Source organism: Streptomyces sp. NPDC090442 (genome assembly GCF_044769405.1).
In the GTDB taxonomy this organism is placed as follows: Bacteria; Actinomycetota; Actinomycetes; order Streptomycetales; family Streptomycetaceae; genus Streptomyces.
The window spans coordinates 120,030-141,999 of record NZ_JBIVXW010000011.1; the positions used below are offsets into that span (position 1 = coordinate 120,030).

19 protein-coding genes are annotated in these 21,970 nt (G+C 71.9%); 1 reads left to right on the top strand and 18 read right to left on the bottom strand.

Going from position 1 to position 21,970, the window contains the following annotated elements; genetic code table 11:
- Positions 1-81 precede the first annotated feature (81 nt).
- The 3 genes from ACIQU6_RS10965 to ACIQU6_RS10975 form a co-directional block, all read right to left on the bottom strand.
- Positions 82-3,753 carry a chromosome segregation SMC family protein gene (locus ACIQU6_RS10965; protein WP_403481315.1) on the bottom strand — a complete coding sequence of 1,224 codons (3,672 nt, stop codon included), beginning with the start codon at positions 3,751-3,753 and terminating at the stop codon, positions 82-84.
- 377 nt (positions 3,754-4,130) lie between these two features.
- A complete protein-coding gene (locus ACIQU6_RS10970; protein ID WP_344574174.1) occupies positions 4,131-4,334 on the bottom strand; it encodes a hypothetical protein in 204 nt (67 codons plus the stop codon).
- A gap of 383 nt (positions 4,335-4,717) precedes the next feature.
- Positions 4,718-4,999: an acylphosphatase gene (locus tag ACIQU6_RS10975; protein WP_403481316.1), complete on the bottom strand. Its 282-nt coding sequence runs from the start codon at positions 4,997-4,999 to the stop codon at positions 4,718-4,720.
- Positions 5,000-5,131: 132 nt separating this feature from the next.
- Between ACIQU6_RS10975 and ACIQU6_RS10980 the strand changes: the two genes are divergently transcribed.
- The gene (locus ACIQU6_RS10980; RefSeq protein WP_403481317.1) at positions 5,132-6,070 is read left to right on the top strand and encodes a CAP domain-containing protein; all 939 of its coding nucleotides are present in this window, start codon (positions 5,132-5,134) and stop codon (positions 6,068-6,070) included.
- Positions 6,071-6,090: 20 nt separating this feature from the next.
- Here the strand turns inward: ACIQU6_RS10980 and ACIQU6_RS10985 are convergent, their stop codons facing one another.
- The 15 genes from ACIQU6_RS10985 to ACIQU6_RS11055 form a co-directional block, all read right to left on the bottom strand.
- On the bottom strand, positions 6,091-7,329 hold the full coding sequence (locus ACIQU6_RS10985) for a tyrosine-type recombinase/integrase (RefSeq protein WP_403481318.1): 1,239 nt from the start codon (positions 7,327-7,329) through the stop codon (positions 6,091-6,093).
- The gene (locus ACIQU6_RS10990; protein WP_403481319.1) at positions 7,329-7,523 is read right to left on the bottom strand and encodes a helix-turn-helix transcriptional regulator; all 195 of its coding nucleotides are present in this window, start codon (positions 7,521-7,523) and stop codon (positions 7,329-7,331) included. The genes ACIQU6_RS10985 and ACIQU6_RS10990 overlap by 1 nt, the downstream gene beginning before the upstream one ends.
- Positions 7,520-8,920: a replication initiator protein RepSA gene (gene repSA, locus ACIQU6_RS10995; protein ID WP_403481320.1), complete on the bottom strand. Its 1,401-nt coding sequence runs from the start codon at positions 8,918-8,920 to the stop codon at positions 7,520-7,522. Before repSA ends, ACIQU6_RS10990 begins: the two co-directional genes overlap by 4 nt.
- Positions 8,921-8,946: 26 nt before the next feature.
- Positions 8,947-9,159, bottom strand: a complete 213-nt coding sequence (locus ACIQU6_RS11000) for a hypothetical protein (protein ID WP_403481321.1) — start codon at positions 9,157-9,159, stop codon at positions 8,947-8,949.
- Positions 9,156-9,392, bottom strand: coding sequence for a hypothetical protein (locus ACIQU6_RS11005; RefSeq protein ID WP_403481322.1), 237 nt, complete (start codon positions 9,390-9,392; stop codon positions 9,156-9,158). The genes ACIQU6_RS11000 and ACIQU6_RS11005 overlap by 4 nt, the downstream gene beginning before the upstream one ends.
- Before the next feature lie 365 nt (positions 9,393-9,757).
- Positions 9,758-10,525, bottom strand: a complete 768-nt coding sequence (locus ACIQU6_RS11010) for a GntR family transcriptional regulator (protein ID WP_403481323.1) — start codon at positions 10,523-10,525, stop codon at positions 9,758-9,760.
- Positions 10,526-11,481: 956 nt separating this feature from the next.
- The gene (gene mutM, locus ACIQU6_RS11015) at positions 11,482-12,435 is read right to left on the bottom strand and encodes a bifunctional DNA-formamidopyrimidine glycosylase/DNA-(apurinic or apyrimidinic site) lyase (RefSeq protein ID WP_403481324.1); all 954 of its coding nucleotides are present in this window, start codon (positions 12,433-12,435) and stop codon (positions 11,482-11,484) included.
- Positions 12,436-12,622: 187 nt separating this feature from the next.
- Positions 12,623-13,471, bottom strand: coding sequence for a ribonuclease III (gene rnc, locus ACIQU6_RS11020; protein ID WP_403481325.1), 849 nt, complete (start codon positions 13,469-13,471; stop codon positions 12,623-12,625).
- Between the two features lie 7 nt (positions 13,472-13,478).
- Complete coding sequence (gene rpmF, locus ACIQU6_RS11025) at positions 13,479-13,652, bottom strand: 50S ribosomal protein L32 (protein WP_016578620.1); 174 nt, start codon at positions 13,650-13,652, stop codon at positions 13,479-13,481.
- A 2-nt stretch (positions 13,653-13,654) separates the two neighbouring features.
- The gene (locus tag ACIQU6_RS11030; RefSeq protein ID WP_403481326.1) at positions 13,655-14,242 is read right to left on the bottom strand and encodes a YceD family protein; all 588 of its coding nucleotides are present in this window, start codon (positions 14,240-14,242) and stop codon (positions 13,655-13,657) included.
- Between the two features lie 237 nt (positions 14,243-14,479).
- The gene (locus ACIQU6_RS11035) at positions 14,480-15,568 is read right to left on the bottom strand and encodes a cell division initiation protein (RefSeq protein ID WP_403481327.1); all 1,089 of its coding nucleotides are present in this window, start codon (positions 15,566-15,568) and stop codon (positions 14,480-14,482) included.
- Between the two features lie 128 nt (positions 15,569-15,696).
- A complete protein-coding gene (gene coaD / locus ACIQU6_RS11040; protein ID WP_383416459.1) occupies positions 15,697-16,209 on the bottom strand; it encodes a pantetheine-phosphate adenylyltransferase in 513 nt (170 codons plus the stop codon).
- Positions 16,206-16,805 carry a 16S rRNA (guanine(966)-N(2))-methyltransferase RsmD gene (gene rsmD / locus ACIQU6_RS11045; RefSeq protein ID WP_403481328.1) on the bottom strand — a complete coding sequence of 200 codons (600 nt, stop codon included), beginning with the start codon at positions 16,803-16,805 and terminating at the stop codon, positions 16,206-16,208. Before rsmD ends, coaD begins: the two co-directional genes overlap by 4 nt.
- Before the next feature lie 173 nt (positions 16,806-16,978).
- Positions 16,979-19,978, bottom strand: coding sequence for a helicase-related protein (locus ACIQU6_RS11050; RefSeq protein ID WP_403481329.1), 3,000 nt, complete (start codon positions 19,976-19,978; stop codon positions 16,979-16,981).
- 121 nt (positions 19,979-20,099) lie between these two features.
- Entirely contained in the window at positions 20,100-21,746 is a 1,647-nt protein-coding gene (locus ACIQU6_RS11055; RefSeq protein WP_403481330.1) for a DAK2 domain-containing protein, read from the bottom strand.
- Between the last annotated feature and the right edge of the window lie 224 nt (positions 21,747-21,970).

The window sequence follows — 21,970 nt, forward strand, 5'->3', positions numbered from 1 at the left end:
TCTGAATTGATCTTGAGAAGGTGAAGACGGGCCGGCGAAGAAGGCGCGTTGGGGGCCTGCACGGGCCCCCGCCCGGTGGGCTCAGCGCAGCCGCTGGCTGATCACCTTCGAGACGCCGTCGCCCTGCATCGAGACGCCGTAGAGCGCGTCGGCGACCTCCATCGTCCGCTTCTGGTGCGTGATCACGATCAGCTGGGAACTCTCCTGGAGCTCCTCCATGATCCGGATCAGCCGCTGGAGATTGGTGTCGTCCAGCGCCGCCTCGACCTCGTCCATCACGTAGAACGGGCTGGGCCGCGCCTTGAAGATCGACACCAGCAGCGCGACCGCGGTCAGCGAACGCTCCCCACCCGACAGCAGCGAGAGCCGCTTGACCTTCTTCCCCGGCGGCCGCGCCTCCACGTCCACCCCGGTCGCCAGCATGTCGTCCGGGTTCGTCAGCACCAACCGCCCCTCGCCGCCCGGGAAGAGGCGCGCGAAGACGCCCTCGAACTCCCGGGCGGTGTCGCGGTACGCCTCGGTGAAGACCTGCTCGACCCGCTCGTCGACCTCCTTGACCACCCGCAGCAGATCGGCCCGGGTCTTCTTCAAGTCTTCGAGCTGCTCGCTGAGGAACCGGTGCCGCTCCTCCAGCGCCGCGAACTCCTCCAGCGCCAGCGGGTTCACCTTCCCGAGCTGCTGGTACGCCCGCTCGGCAGCCCGCAGCCGCTTCTCCTGTTCGGCCCGCACATACGGCACCGGCAGGTTCCGCGGGTGCAGGGGGTCCTCGGGCAGCGCCTCGCCCTCGGCCGGCGGGGACGGCGGGACCGGCTGGTCGGGCCCGTACTCCGCCACCAGCGCGGCCGGTTCCACCCCCAACTCCTCCAGCGCCCGGCCCTCCAACTGCTCGATCCGCAGCCGCTTCTCCGCGCCCAACACCTCGCCGCGGTGCACCGAGTCGGTCAGCTTGTCCAACTCGGTCGCCAGCCCGCGGCCCTGCTCGCGCGCGCCCGCCAGCGCCCGCTCCCGCTCGTCCTTGGCCCGTTCCGCGGCGGCCCGCTCCTCCTCGGCCCGGACCACCGACACCTCGATGTGCGCCAGCAGTTGACCCGCGCCCGAGGCCACCGCCCCGGCCACCGCCGCCTCGTGACGCAGCCGGGCGCGCCGCCGCTCGGCCCGCGCCCGCGCCTCGCGCTCCGCCCGCGCCGCCCGGTCCAGCCCGTCCGCCCGCCCGGCGAGCGCCTTGACCCGCTCCTCGTGCGTACGCGCCTGGAGCCGGGCCTCCATCTCGGTCTGCCGGGCGTTGGCCCCGTCCGCGGCCAACCGGTCGCGCACCGAGGTGTCCGGCTCCTCGTCGGCCGCGCCCGGGGCCTCCTCGGCCGCGACGAGCCGGGCGGCCAGTTCCTCCGCCTCCTCCATGGCCCGCGCCAGCGCCTCCTCGGCCCGGGCGGCGGCCGCGGCGGACCGTTCCGCCTCCCCCGCGGCGGCCCGCGCCTGCCCGGCCAGCCGCCCCAGATCCCCGGCGACCTTCGACTGCTCCCGGTCGGCCGCGCGCCGCCGGGCGTCCAACTCCTCGACCAGCGCGGCGCATGCCGCCCGCCGCCGCTCCGCCGCCCGCCGCGCCTCGGCCAGTTCGTCGCAGCGGGCCGCCAGCTCGGTGAGTTCCGCGGCCGCCTCGTCGACCGACGCCTGGACCTCCAGCAGGCTCGGCGCGCCCGCCGAACCGCCCTGCGCGAAATGCGCCCCCAGCAGATCGCCCTCCGCGGTGACGGCGGTCAGCTCCGGCCGCGCCGCCACCACCTCCTCGGCCTCCGCCAACGTCCCGACCACCACCACGTCCCGCAGCAGCCGGGCCACCGAGGCGGTCAACTCCCGCGGCCCGCGGACCAGTTCCTGCGCGGACACCGGCCCGCCGCCCGCCCCCGGCTCCGGCGCGACACCGCCCCCGCCGGCCCCGCCGGACCTCTCGCCCCGTCCGGCCCGCTCGGCGGCCTCCACCGCCACCGCCTCTACTTCCTCCCGCGCCCGGGCCGGCGCCGGCACCCGCGCCGGCCGGCTGCCGGCCAACACCAGCGCCGCCCGCCCCGCGTCCTCGGTGCGCAGCAGCCGCAGCGCCGCCGCGGCCGCGGCCGGGTCGGTGACCGCGACCGCGTCCGCCGCGGCGCCCAACGCGGCCGCCACCGGGACCTCGAACCCGGGCGTGACGGTGAGCAGTTCAGCCGCCGGCCCGAGCAGCCCGCCGATCCGGTCCGCGGCGGCCAGCAGCGCGCCGGTGCCGTCCTTGCGGCGCAGCCCGAGGGCGAGCGCGTCGTGCCGGGCGGCGGTCGCGGCGCGCTCCCGCTCGGCCGCGGTCAGCGCCTCCCGCGCCGCGCTCAGCGCGGACTCCGCCTCGGCCGACTCCCGTCGCGCCGCCTCATACCGGCCGGCGATCTCCTCGTCGTCCGCGTCCAGCCCGTCGACCTCGGCCCTGAGCTGCTCGTACTCCTCCTGCGCCGCGACCGCCCGGGACTGCGCGGCGTCCCGGGCCTCGGCCAGCCGCTCGATCTCGGCCCGCGCCGAGGCGGCCCGACCGCGGGCGGCGGTCACCTGACCGCTGAGCCGGGCCAGCCCCTCGCGCCGGTCGGCCAAGGCCCGGGCGGCGTCCCGCAACCGCCGTTCCTCCTCGGCCAACTGCCGCTCCAGCGCGGCCCGGTGCTCCACGGTGTCCTCAAGCGCCCGGCTCGCCGCCTCCAGGCCGGCCGTCAACTCCGCCTCCTGCTCGCGGATCCGCGCGGCCTCCCGCTCCAACTCCTCGGGGTCCCGACCGCGCCGCTCCTCCGGCGGAGCCGCCGCCGCGCTCCGCACCCGGGCCTCGGCCAGCGACACCGTGCCGCGCACCCGCTCGGCGAGCTGGGACAGCTCGTACCAGGTCTGCTGCGCCCGATGCACCCGCGGCGCCAACGCCCGGACCTCCGCCTCCAACGCCGCCTCGCGCTGCTGCGCCGTCCGAAGCTGCGCCTCCACGGCCTCCTTGCGCTCCTTCAGCGCCGCCTCGTCCGCGATCTCGTCGGCCAGCGCCCGGCGCAGCGTGACGAGGTCGTCGGCGAGCAATCGCAGCCGGGCGTCGCGCAGATCGGCCTGGATGACGGCGGCCCGCCGGGCGACCGCGGCCTGCCGCCCCAGCGGCTTGAGCTGCCGCCGCAGTTCGTCGGTGAGGTCCTGCACCCGGGCGAGGTTGGCCTTCATCGCGTCCAGCTTCCGCAGCGCCTTCTCCTTGCGCTTGCGGTGCTTGAGCACGCCGGCGGCCTCCTCGATGAACGCCCGGCGGCCCATCGGATCGGCGTGCAGCACCGAGTCGAGCTGCCCCTGGCCGACGATCACATGCATCTCGCGGCCGATACCGGAATCCGAGAGGAGTTCCTGGATATCCAGCAACCGGCAGGTGTCGCCATTGATCTGGTACTCGCTGCCGCCGTTGCGGAACATCGTCCGGGTCAGGGTGACTTCGGCGTATTCGATGGGCAGCGCGCCGTCGGAATTGTCGATCGTCAGCGACACCTCGGCGCGGCCGAGCGGCGGCCGCCCGGTCGTCCCGGCGAAGATGACGTCCTCCATCTTCCCGCCGCGCAGCGATTTAGCCCCCTGCTCCCCCATCACCCACGACAACGCGTCCACGACGTTGGACTTGCCGGAACCGTTGGGGCCCACGACGCAGGTGATGCCCGGTTCGAACCGCAGCGTCGTGGCGGAGGCGAAGGACTTGAAGCCTCGCAGGGTCAGACTCTTCAGATGCACGTCTTTGTACGATACCGGCCGCCCCGCGCGCCCCCTCCGCAACATTCCGACGACCGTACGGCCCCCGGGTATCCGCCGCCGTTCACCCCCGGTTTCCCAGGCCGGAGAACACGTCGGTTTCACCGGGTAAAGGGAGGGGCACATCATGCGGTAAGGACGACACCGAGGGGCTGGGGAAACACCGCGCGACGGAAGTGACCGAAGGGGCACGAGATGCCCGGACGGCCCGGAGGAGAAAAGCCCGACCGAAACGGAATTGCTCAAGGGGCGGAACGACGGGGGAAATGACGAAGGGACGCCGAAGCGTCCCTTGCAGATCTTGAGAAGAGCGGTGCCTCAAGCGGCTGGCGTGCAGCCCGTCCGGCCCCGGTCTGGGGTCAGGTGAGCGCGGGCTCCGCCTGGGGTACGTCGATGTCGAGCACCGAGTCGTCGCGACGCGTGGCAGCGGAGAGCATGTCGTTCTCGGCCTGCATCCGAATGAGTTCGGATTCGAGGTCCTGGACGCGCTGCTGAAGCCGTCGCATCTCGGCGAGGACTCGGGGGTCGGAGCCGCCGACGTAACCGAGAAGCGCCTTTGCCATGATGGATGGTCCTCCACAATGAGTGACCGACCGAAGCGGTGTGGGTCGTGAGGGATTCGCACCCGCGGTGCTTGTCATTCTCCAGGTGTACTCAATGCCAAACAGCTAAGGTGCGCGGGGATTCCAGAGTCTCACCAAACGGATGGGGGGTCAACACGATCACGCCCCGTATCCTCGGGCACCCGTGAGTGCGCAGCCACCGTGACAGGGCGCGCCACTCGCCAGAAAGGTCCCGCGGGGCGTGGAGATCATCCGTACAGCGGCAGCCTTCCACGGGTCGGCCGAGTTGGCAACCACCAGCGCTTATCTCCCGTAAGCAGCTCACGGAGGCGCACCGGCGGGAGCACCCGAGGAGGCCGGGTAGGCGGGCCCGCGCGGCCCTGTCAGCGGATCTCGAAGCCGTCGTAACCGCCCCGCGGCGTGGCCCAAATCTCAGTGACGCCGGCGACCGCCCCGGGCGTGTCCCCGGTACGGAGCCACTCCAGCAACTCCTCGCAGCGGTCCTTCGCCCCCTCCGCGACGACCTGGACGCGGCCGTCGCCGAGGTTGACCGCGAAGCCGATGAGTCCGCCGATGCGCAGGGCGTTCGCCCGGGTGAACCAACGGAACCCGACCTCTTGGACCCGTCCGCGTACCCACGCGGTCATGCGCACCTGCTCGTTCATGTGTGCACGTTAACCGGCCAATTGCTCAGCAAGCACATCCGTCCCTGGTGTCATGGCGTACAGTCCCCCGACAGCGAGGACTCACTCTTTCGAGTGAGTTGTCTTGGTGCGGGACGGAAGGAACCTCTGCGGATGGGTCGCCATCGACGCTCTGCTCCCCACGCTTTAGAAGCCGTTCGTACAGGGCCCGTTGACGGGTCGGCGGGCGCGCCGGCGGGGCGGCGCGGGCACCGGGCGGCGCCCCGTCGGAGCACGCCGGTGCGCACCGGGCTGCTCGGCGCCTCCGCGGCCGTGGCGATGGGCGCGGTGGCGGTGACGTCCGGACTGGTGCCCGGCGGCGGGCGGTTCGAGGTGAGCGGCGGCGGCCGCCCCGACCGGATCCGCGCCGATGCGCCGTCGGACGCCGAGCCGCAGCAGAGCGGCGCGGCCGCGCCGGCGGCCGGCCTCCCGGCCTCGACGGGCCGGGGCAGCGGCGGCGCGGAGACCGCGCCCCGGGATGCCGGACGGACCGCTCCGGCCCCCTCGTCCCCCAGCGCCACCCCGTCCGCGTCCTCCTCCGCGTCCCCGGGCGCCGCCTCCCCCGCCCCGGAGGGCACCGACCGGCCGACCGTACCGCCCACCAACGGGCCGACCACCGCGGCGCCCAGGCCGTCCGCGTCACCGAGCGTCCGCCCGACCGCCGCCGGGAGCACCGAGTCCGCGGCCGAGGCCGAGGTGGTCCGGCTGGTCAATCAGGAGCGGGCCCGGGCGGGCTGCTCGCCGGTGACCGCCAGCGACCAACTGGCCGGCCTGGCCCAGCGGTTCAGCGACGACATGGCGCGGCGGGGCTTCTTCGGGCACACCGATCCGGACGGCCACACGCCCTGGGACCGGGCCCGCGCACAGGGCATAGCGGACGTGGGCGGGGAGAACATCGCCCGGGGCCAGGCCGATGCGCGGTCGGTGATGGACGTCTGGATGAGCAGCCCCGAGCACCGGGCCAACATCCTCAACTGCGAGTACACGACCCTCGGCGTCGGCGCCCACTTCGGCCCCGGCGGGCCGTGGTGGACCCAGGAGTTCGGCTTCTAAGAAAGCCGCAGGTCAGGGCCCTATCCAGCTTCCTGGGCCGTCTCGGGGCCGTCGTCCGTTGCTCCACTCTTCCCGAAGACGCGATCCACCGCGGCCCGGGTACGCGTCTCGCTCGCCGGCATTAGATGGGTGTAGGTCCGCAAGGTGAAGCCGGGGTCGTGATGCCCCAGGTATTCACTCAGAGCCCTGATGCTCTCGCCCGCGTCCAGAAGGACCGAGGCATAGAAGTGCCGAAGCGCGTGCATGCCGTTATCCCGCCCGGTCGGCACGCCAGCAGCCCGCAGCGCCGGACGCCACACACGATCGTTGAAGCGGTTCCGGTTCAGCGCCAGACCCTCGGGGCTGTAGAAGATCAGTGTCGCCGTGACCGGTGCACCGTCGAGCGTCTTCCACGGCAGGGTGATCTCCCGCGGCGGGTACCTGGTGATGTGCGCCGCAAGAGCGAAGCTGACGGACTCGGGAAGCGGCACGTCCCGCACCTTGCCGCCCTTAGGAGGGGCGTACACGGGACGCCCGCGCAGTAGCTTGACCTGGCGATGGACGTGGAGCACCCCACCGAGGAAGTCGGCGTCTTCCACTGCCAAGCCGAAGACTTCGCCTTGACGCAGCCCACACCCGGCCGCCGGCTCGACCATCTCGGCGTACTGGTCGGGCAGCTTGTTCCTAACTTGGCTGACCCGCTCATACGGCCACGGCCTGACCTTGCGGGGATCGAGGCGCGGAGCCTTCACGGACCGGGCCCGGCACGGGTTCTCTCGAATAACCCGGTCCTCGACCGCAGCGGTGAAGACCGTAGAGACGTGCGCGAAGATCCCCCTCCGGTACGCGGCTGACAGGCCCGCATCCTCCATCGCTCTCATCCAGAGGCGAATGTGCGAGGGCTGGAACGACGCCATAGGTCGAGTGCCAAGATGCGGTGTCGCGTGGAGACGAAGACGGCTCTCCACTGATTCGCGGGTCGCCGGGTCGGTCGTCTGCGTCGTCAACCACGTCGCGACGTACTGGGCGAACGTCAACTTCCCCGCGTTGGGATCGATGTAGTCGCCGCGCGACATGTCGGCCTCGACGTTGTTGAGCCAAGCCTCGGCTTTGCGCTTTTGCTTGTCGGGGAAGCTCTTGGACTTCTCGGAGCCGTCCGGGGCGACGTAGCGGGCGCGGTAGCGCAGGCCCGTGCCGTGGCGGTCGGTCTTGACCTTGATCGGCTTGCCGTCCGGGCCGTCGATCACCTTGAACCAGCGGTCTTGGATGTGTCCGGCCATCAGGCAGCCTCTTCCATGAGTTGGGCGACCCAGACGCGAACGTCTTCGGGGTCGTAGCGCAGGTGACGACCGACGCGAAAGCCGCGGGGACCGGTGTGCTTGCGGCGCCACTGGTAGACGGTCTCGACGGGGACGCCCAGGAGGTCCGCCAGGTCAACCGGCGTGAGGTAGCGGTCGGGCAGTGGCCGCTTCATGCGCACACCTCCCAGTCATCCAGGCCGGGTAGGTCGGTGACCGCTTGGCGCGCGGTTTCGCGGTCGAGGCGGATATCCCGGGCGATCGAGGCGGCAAGCCAGGTCTCGCCCGGCGTGTGGCCTTGGCCGGCGTAGGTCCAGTGGGCGAGGACCAGCGTGGAGCCCTCCGTGTCGTTGAGGTCTTCGGTGAAGCCGCGTTCCCGGCGTTCTTGGCGGGCGCGGTAGTCGGCGCGGACCTGGCGCAGGGCGCCGAGGGTGGTGGAGTAGCGCGGGGACTTGGTGGAGAAGTGGCCGCGAAAGCCCAGCATGTGGGCCCACTGCCACAACTTGCGGTCCGGGTAGGCGTCGTCCAGGCGGTAGCACGCTTCGATCAGGCGCCGAGTGTGCCCGGGCAGGCCATCGACCTTGTCCAGTTCGGAGAGCTCTCCGATGCGGCGGTCTACGGTGCCGGTGGTCTCGGCGGCTTTGGTGGCGTACTTCGCCACGTACGCAGCAACCGCCGCTTCGGTCAGCTCCGCATGCGCGAGTCCACCGATGGCCTGGACGTCGACTTGGTCTCCCCAACGCAGCACGCGGGCAGGGAAGTTCTTGGATTCCGGCACGGGGACGCTGACGCGGGCAGCGGCGGCCCGGATCGCGTCATCGAGCAGGGACACGCTGGCCCATGCCGGCGGTTCAGTCTCCGGGCCGTCGGGGCCGTCCAGGCGTACGACCGCGTGGAAGTGGACGGCGCCGCGCTTTTGGAACTCGGCGACCTTGCCGAAGGAGACCCGGCACGCTTCTTTCAGGGCTGCTTGCGTCACGCCGGCGCGGGCGGCGATCTCCCGGCGCAGGTAGATGGTGAAGCGCCGCCACAGGTCGCCTGCGTGGTTGTTCCACAGCACCGCGCCCGCGTAGTCGTAGCGAGCCGGGTCCAGGGCTGTGCCCAAGGCGGGGTCGTTGTCGGGGTGTTGGGCGCCGCAGCGGCACCTGCCGCCGTCGGGGCGGTTGTGGACCGGGCCGAACGAGGGCGCCGTTAACGTGGCGAAGACCCGGGGGTGCGTCCGGATCGTGCGCGGGGTGCCCTTGTTGGGGTCACCGCTGATCCCCGCACGCATCAGGTGGTACACGTCCCCCGCGTACGTCCAGGCGCACGAAGGGCAGCGCGAGGCGCGGCGGTTGCCGCAGGCCACCCGCAGACGACCGCCCGGCTCCCCCTCGGTCGAGTAGGAGTACAGGACATCCCCGGTCCGGCGGTCGCGGGTCACCGTCTGGCCCGTCAGGTGGATCGGGTTGGAGCAGCCGCCGGTGCGGCGGACCTGGTCCTGCCAGCGGTCGAAGCCGGGCGAGTTGGCCACCCGCAGCAGGTCCGCCAGCGTCACGGAGTCGGTGCCCAAGGAGGCCGCAGCACCAGCCACGGCCTCAGGGGCAACGGGGAAGACCGTCACAGGTACTCCTCCCGCGGGTAACCATGTCCCAGGGGCGGGTACAGGCCGCGCAACTTCGCCTCTTCCTCCGCGTAGTGCGCGTCGTTGACCACGTGAAAGAACTCGGTGTAGGGCCGCACGTCGTGAGCGTCGAGGTACATCCCGATCAACTCGGCGCGCTTCTCGTCGGCGATCTCAGCCGCATTTACGGAGTCATCGAAGTACGTCACGCCGCCACCCCCGCCGGCTCGGCCACGGCCAGTCGCTCGGGGCCGGTCAAGGCGCCGAACATCGGGTCACCGGGGCAGAGCGTGTCACCGTCGTGGGTGAGCACCTCCAGACCATCGATCCGCACGCGGGTCCAGGACGGGAAGTGGCGCGAGCGGCAGCCGGGGCACGGGGCGCGGCCGGTGTCAGCGTCGGCCCACGTCAGCGAGAACTCGGGCAGCGCTTTGAGGCTCATGCCGCCACCGCCGCCCCGGACAGCGGAGCACCGGTTGCCCAGTCGAACCGCTGGGCTACCGGGCACAGTTCCCAGCCGTCAGCCGTGTCGTGGACCAGGGCTCCGACGCCACCGAGGTTCGCCCACCGCCAGTGGACAACCAAGGCACCGCACGACATGCACGGCGCAGCGGCGGGAACCGCTTCTTCAGTCCGGGACAGCGGGGCGCGGTACGCCCGCGCAGCGTGATCAGTCGAGGAAACGCGGTCATGCACAAGCGGTACGGCCATGGCTGCCCTCCAAAGGCTCAGCTCATTCACTCCTCTACTGTTATACAGGAGTATCGGAGCAGAGAACAAGCCCCTAGATTCGGGGCTTGAGCTGGGTCAGTCGGCGGAGAAGTCGTACTGAAACACGTGCTTGTCAGCAGCCACGATTGACACGAAGACCTCTACGGCTCGACCGCCCGTGTCGATCGCCGTACGAATCAGCGAGACGACAGGCACGCCAGGCAAGAGGCGAAGCGACTTCTTCTCATCCTCTGTGGGCATCCGCGCCTGAAGCTCTTCCCGGAAGGAAGCCAGTCGATGCCCACGCTCTTCCAGCCGCGCATAGCTACCACCCGGCCCGGCGTCCTCTTCTACGATCGGGGTGCCCTCCACCAGATCGAGAGGGTAGTAGCTGTCAGCCAACTGCATGGGGACACCGCCACCCCACATGCGGCGCCTACGCGCGAACACCGGGGCCTCCGCCGAAACGTCGAGCCGCTCCGAAACCTCGGCCGGCGCCGGGACATTGCCGAGGTACAGAACCTCCTGCTTGTAATCAAGACCCAGCGCCCGCATGTCCGCAGCGAAGCCCCCCAAACCAGCAGCCCGGTTGGCCCGGGTCAGACGCTGGGAGGCCAAACGCACCACAGCACCACGCTCACGCACCCGAGTACCCCGACCGTGCTCGGTAACCACCAAGCCCTCCGCCCTCAGCAGGTCCAGGGCGCGACGGACTGTCCCTCCTGACACCCCAAAGGTCTTCACCATCTGCGACTCACTGGGCAGGGCTGCACCTGCACGCAAGACGCCCCGGGTGATCTCGTCTCGGTAGTGGTCCGCGATCTGCTTGAACACAGGCCGGTCACTGGTGATGTCGATGGGCATGCAATCTCCTCCGGTACTCATCTACAAAAGTAGCGGACCCAACGAACGGTTGCGAGGTCAGGAAGCGCCATACTCCGTAGAAGCACCCGGAAGGCAGGTGGCGGAGTCTTGATCGACAGTCCAGGTCGAACCGCAACAAGGGCATGACGACAGTCGATCGGCTGGACTCAGAATCTGCTGCTGCGGACACATTGGGCAGCGTCCACGCGCGAGTGCCAACTCGGCCTGTCCCGTCAGGTCGAGCATTGACCATGCAACGCGTTCGCCCTCATGTTCAGCCGCCGTGCAGCGAAGGATCACACCAACCTCCATGGTTCGCGGAAAACGTAGTTGTTACAGGATTCTCTACCTCATCAAGCCCCGGCTGCGCTCCGCTTCGCCGGGCGCGCTCCCGGCTCCGCTGCGGGCGCCGCTCCCGCCTCCGGCCCGCTCCGCCCGCGCTGCGCCGACGCGCGCCCACACGTGGATAGGCCGGCGGCCACGAGTCGATCACCGTACACACCATCCCGGTCAAAACAGTGCCTCCGGCGGGGGATCGGCCGGCACCGGGGGCCAGGGGGCGCCGCTCCCGGCTGCGGGTCCGTCGTGGCGTGCGTGAGGCGCTTCCATCCCGTACGCCGTCGACCCAGGCAGAGCCGAGCAGACGCGGCCCATGGCGTCCAGGTCGTTCGTACAGTGGCGCGCTCCACCTGGACGCCATGAACCACGCCTGCTCCACGGTGTGTGGGTCGACGGCGTACGGGATGGAAGCGGGTGTGGGTGGTGGGTTGAGATGGTGTCGAGGCGGAGGGGTCGGGGCCGTCACGGGGCCGTGAAAGGGCGCTCAACGACGACCAACGCTGACAACCGTTGGCGGCTCAACCGCAGGTCACAGCGTTGATCGTTTCTTCCGTCGCAGGCCGCAGCCCCGGCGGGTCACTTGTTCGGCTTCTGACGGCGCCCGGGTCCGCGGTTCGCTAGCTCGGCCGGGGCGGGCGTTGGCAGCGCGGGCAGAAGTAGCTGGACCGGTTCATCCAGGGCCGGCGGCGGATCGGGGTGCCGCAGCGGCGGCAGGGCTCGTCCTCGCGGCCGTAGGCGTCCAGGGAGCGCTCGAAGTAGCCTGACTCGCCGTTGACGTTGACGTAGAGGCTGTCGAAGCTGGTGCCGCCGACGGCCAGCGCGGCGGTCATCACCTCCCGTACGTGCCCGAGCAGTTCGGCGGTGCGGGGGCGGGTGAGGGTGGCGGTCGGCCGGTCGTAGTGGAGCTTGGCGCGCCACAGCGCCTCGTCGGCGTAGATGTTGCCGACGCCGCTGATCAGGGTCTGGTCGAGGAGCGCGCGCTTGATCGTGGTGCGGCGGCGGCGCAGCGCGTCGTGGAGGGCGGCGTCGTCGAAGGCCGGGTCGAGCGGGTCGCGGGCGATGTGCGCGATGACGTCGGGGAGCAGGTCGGGGTCGCCGGGCACGGTGTCGTGCAGCGAGAGTCCGCCGAAGGTGCGCTGGTCGATGAAGCGCAGCTCGGTGCCGGCGGCCTCGGCGGGGACGTCGGTGTCGGTGTCGGCGAAGCGGATCCGGATCCGCAGGTGCTTCTCGTCGGGGGCGTCCTGCGGCTGGACCAGCAGTTGGCCGCTCATGCCGAGGTGGGCGAGGATCGCCAGGCCGTGGGTGACGTCGGGGGTGACGACCGGGGCGATGCCCTCGGCGGCGCTCTGCGCGGTCGGACCGCCGCCGGTCACCGGGAGCCAGAGGTACTTGCCGCGCCGCCGGGCCGGGCCGATGCGCAGCCCGGTCAGCCGGGCGGCGAAGTCGTCCGCGCCGGCGGGGTGCCGGCGGACGGCGCGCGGGTGGCGGACCTCGATGGTGTCGATGGTGCGGCCGCTGACCCAGCGCGCGAGGCCGCGCCGGACGACCTCGACCTCGGGCAACTCGGGCACGGGCACTCCTCACGCTCTTCGGGACGGTCTCCGGGAGGGAGTCGGGCGCAGGAGCCGGGAAGTCAGGGCCCCGCGGGCGGAGTCACCGGACTTCCGGAACGGGCTCCCGGAGAGGCTTGCGGAAAGGCTTCTGACCCCGCCCGGGGCGGCCGACCAGGCCGTCCGGGAGGGGTCAGAAGCGGATGTTTCAGTGTGCCGGCGACGTGGTGTCGCCCGAAGCCTGAGCCGGGTCGACGCCGTCCGGCGTCTTCCCCGCCGCCTCGTCCGCCGCGGCGCGGATCGCGCGCCATGCGGACTCGGCCGCCTGCTGCTCGGCTTCCTTCTTGCTGCGGCCGGTGCCGGTGCCGTACGAGACACCACCGACGCGGGCGGCAGCAGTAAAGGTCTTCTCGTGGTCCGGGCCGGTCTCGGTGACCAGGTATTCCGGGACACCGAGGCCCTCGGTCGCGGTGAGCTCCTGGAGACTGGTCTTCCAGTCGAGGCCGGCGCCCAGGCTGGAGGACTTCTCGATGAGCGGGTCGAAGAGCCGGTGTACCAGCTCGCCGGCCGCGTCGAGGCCCTGGTCGAGATAGACCGCGCCGATCACCGCTTCAAGGGTGTCGGCGAGGATGCTGGCCTTGTCCCGACCGCCCGTGCCCTCTTCGCCCCGTCCGAGGCGGATGAAGGCGCCGAGGTCGAGGCCGCGGCCCACCTCGGCGAGCGCCCGCGAGTTGACCACCGCGGCCCGGAGTTTGGCCAGTTGGCCTTCCGGCAGGTCCGGGTGGATGCGGTACAGCGTGTCCGTGACCACCAGGCCGAGCACCGAATCCCCGAGGAATTCGAGTCGCTCGTTGGTGGGCAGACCGCCGTTCTCGTAGGCGTACGAGCGGTGCGTCAGTGCACGCACCAGAAGGGCGGACTCAAGTGTGTACCCGAGCCGCCCTTCCAGAAGCGAGAGGGACGAGGCCGTGTCCGTAGGTGCCGTATCGTCGCCGCGCTTGCGGGGTGACGCGTGGCCGTCTTCTGCCTTCTTCGGGCTAGACACAGTGCCTGTCACCAGCCGCTCAGACCGCGATGACCTGGCGCTTGTTGTAGGTGCCGCAGCTCGGGCACGCGATGTGCTGCTGCTTCGGCTCCTGGCAGCGCTCGCACGCAACCAGGGTGGGGACCGCAGCCTTCCACTGCGACCGGCGGTGGCGCGTGTTGCTGCGCGACATCTTCCGCTTCGGAACAGCCACGGCTACTTCTCCTGAGGTTCATCCCCGCCGTCGCGGGGTTCATTGTCCTTCTCGTGGCCCTGGTTGGGCTCGACGAGTTCCTGCAGTGCCGCCCAGCGCATGTCGACGGCGTCGTGGTGGTGGTCCGGGTCGTCCGCCAGCCGCGCCCCACACTCGGAGCACAGGCCAGGGCAGTTCTCCCGGCACACCGGCTGCAACGGCAGTGCCAGCACCACCGCGTCCCGCAGCACGGGTTCGAGGTCGAACAGGTCGTCCTCGATGTAGAACGTGTCCTCCTCGTCCTCGGCGTCGTCGCCGGACTCGGGGGTCCGGACGTCGGCGTCGGGGTAGGCGAACATCTCCTGGAAGTCCGCTTCGAGCACTCGCTCCAGCGGCTCCAGACACCTTACGCACTCCCCCTTCACGGTCGCACGGGCGGTACCCGTAACGAGCACCCCGTCCATGACCGCTTCCAGGCGGAGGTCGAGCTCGACCGGTGCGCCCTGGGGCGCTCCGATGACCTCGTTGCCGAGGTCCGCGGGGGCCTCGACGGAGCGGGAGAGTCGCTTGAGCGTGCCGGGACGACGCCCCAGCTCGCGTGTGTCGAACACGAGCGGGGAACGGTGGTCGAGGCGGGGGCCCAAGACTTTCCTGCTTTCTCGTACTGCGGTGATCCGCCGTCCGCGGCCGGAGTCCGGCGTGCGGGCAGCGTTGATCGCGGGCATACACGCGACCGAACAGTCAGGATACTGGACGGCCCCCGTTAGGCCCAATCCGCACCTGCGCTTCCCGGCCGCGCAACGGTGCGCGGCCGGACACGGCCGGGTCGTGGCTCAGAGAAGCAGGCCCTAGTGACGGCGCTCCTCGTACTGCCGCAGCTGGTCGAGGTTGATCAGGCTGGTGTCGAAGAGGCTGGTCTCGTCCAGGGCGCCGGGCTGGTTGCCGGGGGCCTGCGGGACGTGCTGGGCCTGCTGGGGCACCTGCGGCTGCTGGTAGCCGGCGGCCGCGTCGTAGCCCTGCTGCGGGATCTGGGCGGCCGGCTGCTGGGCCTGCTGCCAGTCGTAGCCGTACGGGTCCTGCTGCTGGACGTAGGAGACCTGCTCGGGCTGCTGGTAGGCGTAGTCGGTCGGCTGCTGGTAGGCGGCGACCTGGTCGTAGTAGCCGGGCTGCGGCTCCGGGGGCGCCGGCCGCGGGTCGCTCTGGATGAGGGAGACGCCAGCCAGGCCCGCGAGGTAGTCCGCGTCGGCCTGCGGCGCGGCGGCGGACTGCGGGTCGCCCTGCGCGGCGAGGTGGTCGCCGAGCTCGTCGATCGCGCGGGCGCCCTGGAGCTTGTCCCGGCCGCGGCCGACCGCCTCCAGGGTCTTGGTCAACACGGCCTGGAACGCGCCGAATTTGGCGTCCACGTAGGCGTCGGCGCGCTGCGTGAGGGTCGCGGGGTCGGCGCTGCGCTCGGGGGCCTCGGTGTCCTCGTAGCCCTGCTCGTCCAGGCCCGGACCGTGGCCGAGCAGTTTCTCCCGGCCACGGTCGACGGCGCCGATGGTCTTGGTGAGCACGACCTCGAAGTTGGCCAGCTTGCTGTCGACGTAGTCGTCGGCCTGGGCGCGGACCTCCTCGGCCTCGGCGCGCGCCTCGGCCAGGAGCCGGTCCGCCTCGTCCTGGGCCTGCCGGACCACCTCGGTGTCGGAGATCAACGAACCGCGTTGGCTGTGCGCGGACTCGATGATCCGGTCGGCCTCGGCGCGCGCCTCCTCCACCATCTGCTCGCGCCCGCCGAGGAGTTCCTGCGCCTGCGCCAGGGAGCCGGGCAACGCGGTGCGCACTTCCTCCAGCAGGGCGAGCAGTTCGGCGCGGTTGACCACGCACGAGGCCGACATGGGCACGGACCGGGCACTGCCGACGGCCTGGACGATGTCGTCGAGCTTCTTCTGGACGTCCACCTTGGACTCGCCACTCTCTGCAGGATCGGAAGGACGGAACGGGACGACTGTACGGCCAGGATCCCCCGCCCCGACACCTACTGACGATCCGTCAGGAATGTGCCGGTCCTACCGCACCGGACGGTGGGTCATGCCTTGTTGCGGAGCCGTTCGGTCAGCGCCGTGAGGACGAACGGCGGGACCAGGTGGGAGACGTCGCCGCCCCAGGCCGCGACCTCCTTGACCAGGCTGGAGGAGAGGAAGCTGTAGGTGGGGTTGGTGGGCACGAAGAGCGTCTCCACCCCGGAGAGGCCGTTGTTCATCTGGGCCATCTGGAGCTCGTAGTCGAAGTCGCTGACCGCGCGCAGGCCCTTGACGATGGCGGGGATGTCGCGCTGCTTGCAGAAGTCGACGAGCAGGCCGTGGAACGCCTCGACCTCGACGTTGCCGAACTCGGCGGTGGCCCGCCGGATGAGGTCGATCCGCTCCTCGACCGTGAACAGGCCCTGCTTGGACTTGTTGATCATGACGGCGACATGGACGACGTCGTACAGCTTGGACGCCCGGGCGATGATGTCCAAGTGCCCGTTGGTGATGGGGTCGAAGGACCCCGGACAGACGGCGCGGCGCAACTTCGTCTCCTCGCTCTCCGGTCCGTTCATGACACGGTTGCTGACGTCGATTCGGCTGACACCGAAGCGGCGCGACCGTACCAAAGCGTCCCCTCGCCGTAGCGACGGGCCTTGATCGCTTCGAAACCGTCGGGCCAGGCGAACGCACCGCCCCGGGTACTCCGCTCCACGGTGACGAGTGCCTCCCCCGCAAGCCACCCCTGACCACGGAGTGTGAGCAGGATCTCGCGGAGGTCGTCGTCGCCGACCGCGTACGGCGGGTCCAGGAAGACGACGTTGTAGGGGGCGCCGGGGGCCGCGGCCGCGGCGATCTGCTCGGCCTTGCCGGGACGCACCTCGACGCCGGGGAGGCCGACCGCCTTGACGTTCTCTTGGATGGTGCGGACCGCGCGGGCGTCGGCCTCGACCAGCAGGACGTGCGCGGCGCCGCGGGAGAGCGCCTCCAGGCCGACCGCGCCGGAACCGCCGTAGAGGTCGAGCACCCGGGCGCCGGCCAACGGGCCGTCCAGCGACTCCCAGGTGGAGAACATGCCCTCCCGCGCGCGGTCGGAGGTCGGGCGGGTGCCGTTGCCCGGTGGTACGGCGAGGCGGCGGCCGCCGGCGGCGCCGGCGATCACGCGGGTCATGGGCCCGTCCTTACGTTGAACGTGGTCGACAGAGGGGCGGGCGCCCGGCCGGGCTCCGCTCTCCCACGATATGTCCGTCCCCCACGCGGCGGGACCGCCCCCGGTGCCGGCCGCCCGTGATCGTTCTCACGGGTCGGGCCGCGGCCGGGCGGGGGCTACGACGGGGTGCGGCGTCAGCCCTTGTCCAGATACTGCTCCCGTTCCTCGTCCAGCAGGGCGGACAGCGCGGTCCGCAGTTCGGGACAGCCGGTCAGCTCCGGGTCGGCGGTGACCAGGGCGGTGGCCTCCTCGCGGGCGGCCGCGATGACCTCCTCGTCGTCGATGACCGCGAGCATCCGCAGCGAGGAGCGGACGCCGGACTGCGCCTGGCCGAGGACGTCGCCCTCGCGGCGCTGTTCGAGGTCGATGCGGGAGAGCTCGAAGCCGTCGAGGGTGCCGGCGACCGCGGCGAGCCGGGCGCGGGCCGGGCTGGCCTCGGGCATCTCGCTGACCAGCAGGCACAGTCCGGGTGCCGAGCCGCGGCCCACCCGGCCGCGGAGCTGGTGGAGCTGGGAGACGCCGAAGCGGTCCGCGTCCATGATCACCATGGCGGTGGCGTTGGGGACGTTGACCCCGACCTCGATGACGGTGGTGGCGACCAGGACGTCCAACTCACCGGCGGCGAAGCGGCGCATCACCTCGTCCTTGTCGTCGGGTGCCATCCGGCCGTGCAGCACCGCGACCCGCAACCCGGCGAGCGGGCCCTTCTGCAGCTGCTCGGCGATGTCCAACACCGCCAACGGGGGGCGCTTCTCGGCCAGATCCTCCGGCGAACTCGCCTCCGCGGACGCCTCCTTGGGCTTCTTCCCCTTGGCGGCCTTCTCCTTGGCCGCCTTCCCCTTGGGCGCGGACTCGTCCTCGTCGTCGCCGATCCGCGGGCAGACCACATACGCCTGGTGGCCGGCGGTCACCTCCTCCCGGACCCGCTCCCAGGCCCGGGCGAGGAAGTGCGGCTTGTCCTTGGCCGGCACCACATGGCTGGCGATCGGCGACCGTCCGGCGGGGAGTTGGTCCAGCACCGAGGTCTCCAGATCGCCGAAGACCGTCATGGCGACCGTCCGCGGGATCGGCGTCGCCGTCATCACCAGCAGGTGCGGGGGCTGTTTGCCCTTGGAGCGCAGGGCGTCGCGCTGCTCGACGCCGAAGCGGTGCTGCTCGTCGACGACGACCAGGCCGAGGTCGTGGAACTGCACCACGTCCTCGATCAGGGCGTGGGTGCCGATGACGATGCCGGCCTCGCCGGTGACCAGGTCGAGCAGTGCCTGGCGGCGGGCCGGGGCCCCCATCGAGCCGGTCAGCAGCACCACTTTGGTGCCCTTCTCCGAGCCGCCCAGCATGCCTCCCTCGGCCAGGTCGCCCATCATCTCCGTGACGGAACGGTGGTGCTGCTGGGCCAACACCTCGGTGGGCGCGAGCATCGCCGCCTGGCCGCCGCTGTCCACGACGCCGAGCATGGCGCGGAGCGCGACCATGGTGTTGTGCGTGACCGTGAAGTGGTCGGTCACATAGGCGTGCGAGGGGTGCGCGACGCTGATGCACTGGACGGGCCGGCGGCCGACGTGCTCGACGGCGACGACCGCGCGCTCGCAGCCCGCCCCGGCCTCCGGGAGCGTCAACGCGACCTCGACGCGGCCGTCGTCGGCGGGGGCCGTGCGGGCCGTGCCGCCCAGCGAGCGCGCCAGCCAGGCGACGTCGGCGGCCAGCGGGGCCGGGGCGGCGCGGAGGATGCCGTCGGTGCCGCGCCGCTCGCCGCCGGCGTCCAACAGGCCGTGCAGCAGCGCCCGGCGGTCCTTGACGGGGGCGTTGCGGTACGCGTCGGGGACGGCGCGGCCGGTCGGGCCGGCGCCGCCGGCGCCGAGGGTCCGGCCCAACGCGTAAGGCTCCAGGGGGCGATGGCCGCCGTCGTCGAGGTCCACCGGGGTGGCCGGGGCGATCGACCACCGGGGGCGGCCGTCCTCGCCCCGCAGGGCGGAGCGCAACTCGCGGGTGGTCAGCACCCGCTCGCCGGTGGCGCGGGAGGAGACGATCCAGAGGTGCTCGTCGTCGCACTCGATCGCGCTGCCGTCGGCGAGCACCAGCCGCCACACCTCCCGCTCGCCCTGCGGGAACACCCCGTCCACCAGGGCGATCTCCCCGCTGGGCACGACCACTTCGGTGCCCGGCGCCATCTCGCCCATGGGGCGGAAGCCGCGCGGGGTGAGCACCAGGGCGTCCAGCGGCTGGGCCTTGCCGGAGCCGACCTCGCCCTGGAGGAGGCGGTGCATCGGATGCTCCGTCGCCAGGTCGTCGAAGATCTCCCGGCTGACCTTCGACTGGCCCTCGGTGAGCGTGAACGGCAGCCGGGCGTCGAACGCGTCGAGGATGCCGCCGGGGCTCAACCGCCTGGGCACGGCCGGGAGTTGGGTCTCGGCGAGGCGGCGGCGGGCGAGCGCGACCTGGAGGACGAACGCCTCGTCCCACTTCAGTCGGGCGCGGGCGTCGGCGATGTCGGCCTTGGTACCGGGACGGTGGATCTTCAGCAGCGCCTCGGTGAGCGGGACCAGGCCGCGGCCCTCGCGCAGCGCCGGGGGCAGCGGGTCGACGGCGTCCTGGGCACTGGGCAGCACCGCGTCGACCGCCTTGGCGATCTTCCAGGAGGCCATCTGCTGGCACGCCGGGTAGATCGGCATGAGCTGGTTGGCGAACGCGTCGACGGCACCGCTGTCGGCGTCCTGGTCGAGGAGGGCGTATTCCGGGTGGGCCAACTGGAGTTTGCGGTTGAAGACCGAGACCTTGCCGGCGAACATCGCGCGCCTGCCCGGCACCAGTTCCTTGTGCGGCTTGTGGATGCCCTTGCCGAAGAAGACCAACTGGAGCCGGCCGCTGCCGTCGGTGAGGGTCACCTCCAGGCGCTGGCCGCGGCCGTGGTTGAAGCTCAGCACGCGGGCGTCGGCGACCCGGGCGACGACCGTGACGTGCTCGTCCAACGGCAGGTCGGAGAGCCGGGTCAGCTCACCGCGCTCGGCGTAGCGGCGCGGATAGTGGTGCAGCAGATCGCCGACCGTCTCCAGGCCGAGGTGCTCGGCCAGCACCTTCGCGGTGGTGCCGCCGAGGATTTTCTTCAGGGGTTCATCGAGCGCTGCCACGCGTTCCATTGCACACCACGCCACTGACAACGAGCCACCACCGCCGCTTTCCGCGGTCGGGAATTCCGGGCCGGGAGATATCCGGGACGCGGTTTTCGAAGCCGTATCGGGGCACGTATCGGGGCGCCCGCTATTCCACGCCGATCAGCAGCGGCGCCGCGTATTCGCCGCCTTCGTAGACGACCGTGTCCACCGCGAGGTGGCGCTCCCGGACGTGCCGTTGCAGGTGTGCGGCGAGCTCGTCGGGGACGTCCGCGCCGAGGACGAGGGTGACCAGTTCGCCGCCCGCGGAGAGCATCCGGTCCAGCACAGCCGTCGCGGCGCGGGCGAGGTCGGGCCCGATCACCGCGACGTCGCCGTCGATCAGGCCGAGCACGTCCCCGGCCTGGCAGACCCCGGCCATCGTCCAGGAGCGGTGCTCGGCGACGGCCAGTTCGGCGTAGCGGGTGGCGCCGGCCGCCGCGGTCATCGCGACCATGTCCTGGTCGAAGCTGCGGCCCGGCTCGTGGACCGCCAGCGCCGCGAGGCCCTGGACGGCGGAGCGGGTCGGGATCAGCGCGACCCGGATGCCCTCGGTCCGGGCCTGCTCGGCCGCGGCCGCCGCGGTGTGCCGCAGCTCGGGGTCGTTGGGCAGCAGCATCACCTCGCGGGCGCGGGCCTGCCGGATCGCCTGGACCAGTTCGCCGCTGGCGGGCGGCTCCCCGGGGCGGACGGTCACCGGCGTCGCGCCGGCCTGCGCACACAGCCCGGCCAGCCCGACGCCGGGCACCACCGCGACCACGGCCCGGGCCGCCAGCTCCGGCTCCTTGGCCCGGGGGCCGGCGCCGAAGTGGGTGATCCGGACCCGGTACGGCCGGCCGGCCTCGATGCCGGCCTCCACCGCGGCCCCCGCGTCGTCGACGTGGACGTGGACGTTCCACAGCCCGTCCCCGCCGACCACCACCAGCGAGTCCCCGAGCCGGTCGAGCCGGCCGCGCAGCGCGGCCACGTCCGCGTCCCCGGCCTCCAACAGGTAGATCACCTCGAAGGCGGGGCCGCCGGCGTGCGGATCGGCGCAGCCGTCCCGGACCGCCGCGTCGCAACCGGCCGCCACCGGGAACGCCTCACCGGCCCGTACGGCGACGGGGGCGGCGCCGACCTCCCCGGACAGCGCGTCGGCGAGCGCCCCCAACAGGGCCACCAGCCCGCAGCCGCCGGCGTCCACCACTCCCGCCCTGCCCAGCACCGCGAGCTGCCCGGGGGTGGCCCGCAGCGCCTCGGCGGCGCCCTCGTGGGCGGCCCGCGCGACCGCGGCGGGCCGGTCGGCGGCGCGCTCGGCGGCGTCGGCGGCGGCCGTCGCCACGGTCAGCACGGTGCCCTCCACGGGGTGCGCCACCGCCTCGTACGCCGCCGTCGCGGCCCGCCGCAGCGCCGCGCGCAGGGCGTCCGCTGCGCCGCTGCCGCCGGCCGGGGCGGTGGCCAGCACCTGGGCCATGCCGCGCAGCAGCTGCGCCAGGATGGTGCCGGAGTTGCCGCGGGCCCCGATGAGGGCGCCGTGCGCCATGGCGCCGACGGCGTCCGCGAGTCCGGGCGCGGTGCCGGCGGAGGCGTGGCCGTCGAAGGCGGCCTCGACCGCGCGGGCGGCCGACTCCAGCGTCAGGTAGAGGTTGGTGCCGGTGTCCCCGTCGGCGACCGGGTAGACGTTGATCGCGTCGATCCGCTCGCGTTCCCGTCCGAGCGCCTCCAGGGCCAGACCGCACCAGGTGCGGACCGCGGCGGCGTCGAGCGGGTTTGGCACATCGTCCTCCTGGGTCGCGGGATGCACCCGCACAGTAGCCGCGGTCGGGGCGGGAGGCCGGGGCGGGGGCCGGAGGGTGCGTGGTAGTTTCGTCCTGCAGGAGCGGTCGTTGTATGCTGCTCCGGTTGCCCGATGAAAATCGGGCCATTCCTCTCCTGTCGGCGTCGGCACGGCTATGCACTCGACCCGCCAGGTTTCCCGTAAGTGCATCTGAAGTCTTTGGA

Coding starts and splice junctions, on each gene's coding strand:
- ACIQU6_RS10970 (WP_344574174.1), bottom strand. CDS start 4,334: ATGGCAAAGGCGCTTCTCGGTTACGTCGGCGGCTCCGACCCCCGAGTC.
- ACIQU6_RS10975 (WP_403481316.1), bottom strand. CDS start 4,999: ATGAACGAGCAGGTGCGCATGACCGCGTGGGTACGCGGACGGGTCCAA.
- ACIQU6_RS10980 (WP_403481317.1), top strand. CDS start 5,132: ATGGGTCGCCATCGACGCTCTGCTCCCCACGCTTTAGAAGCCGTTCGT.
- ACIQU6_RS10985 (WP_403481318.1), bottom strand. CDS start 7,329: ATGGCCGGACACATCCAAGACCGCTGGTTCAAGGTGATCGACGGCCCG.
- ACIQU6_RS10990 (WP_403481319.1), bottom strand. CDS start 7,523: ATGAAGCGGCCACTGCCCGACCGCTACCTCACGCCGGTTGACCTGGCG.
- ACIQU6_RS11005 (WP_403481322.1), bottom strand. CDS start 9,392: ATGAGCCTCAAAGCGCTGCCCGAGTTCTCGCTGACGTGGGCCGACGCT.
- ACIQU6_RS11010 (WP_403481323.1), bottom strand. CDS start 10,525: ATGCCCATCGACATCACCAGTGACCGGCCTGTGTTCAAGCAGATCGCG.
- coaD (WP_383416459.1), bottom strand. CDS start 16,209: ATGAACGGACCGGAGAGCGAGGAGACGAAGTTGCGCCGCGCCGTCTGT.
- rsmD (WP_403481328.1), bottom strand. CDS start 16,805: ATGACCCGCGTGATCGCCGGCGCCGCCGGCGGCCGCCGCCTCGCCGTA.
- ACIQU6_RS11050 (WP_403481329.1), bottom strand. CDS start 19,978: ATGGAACGCGTGGCAGCGCTCGATGAACCCCTGAAGAAAATCCTCGGC.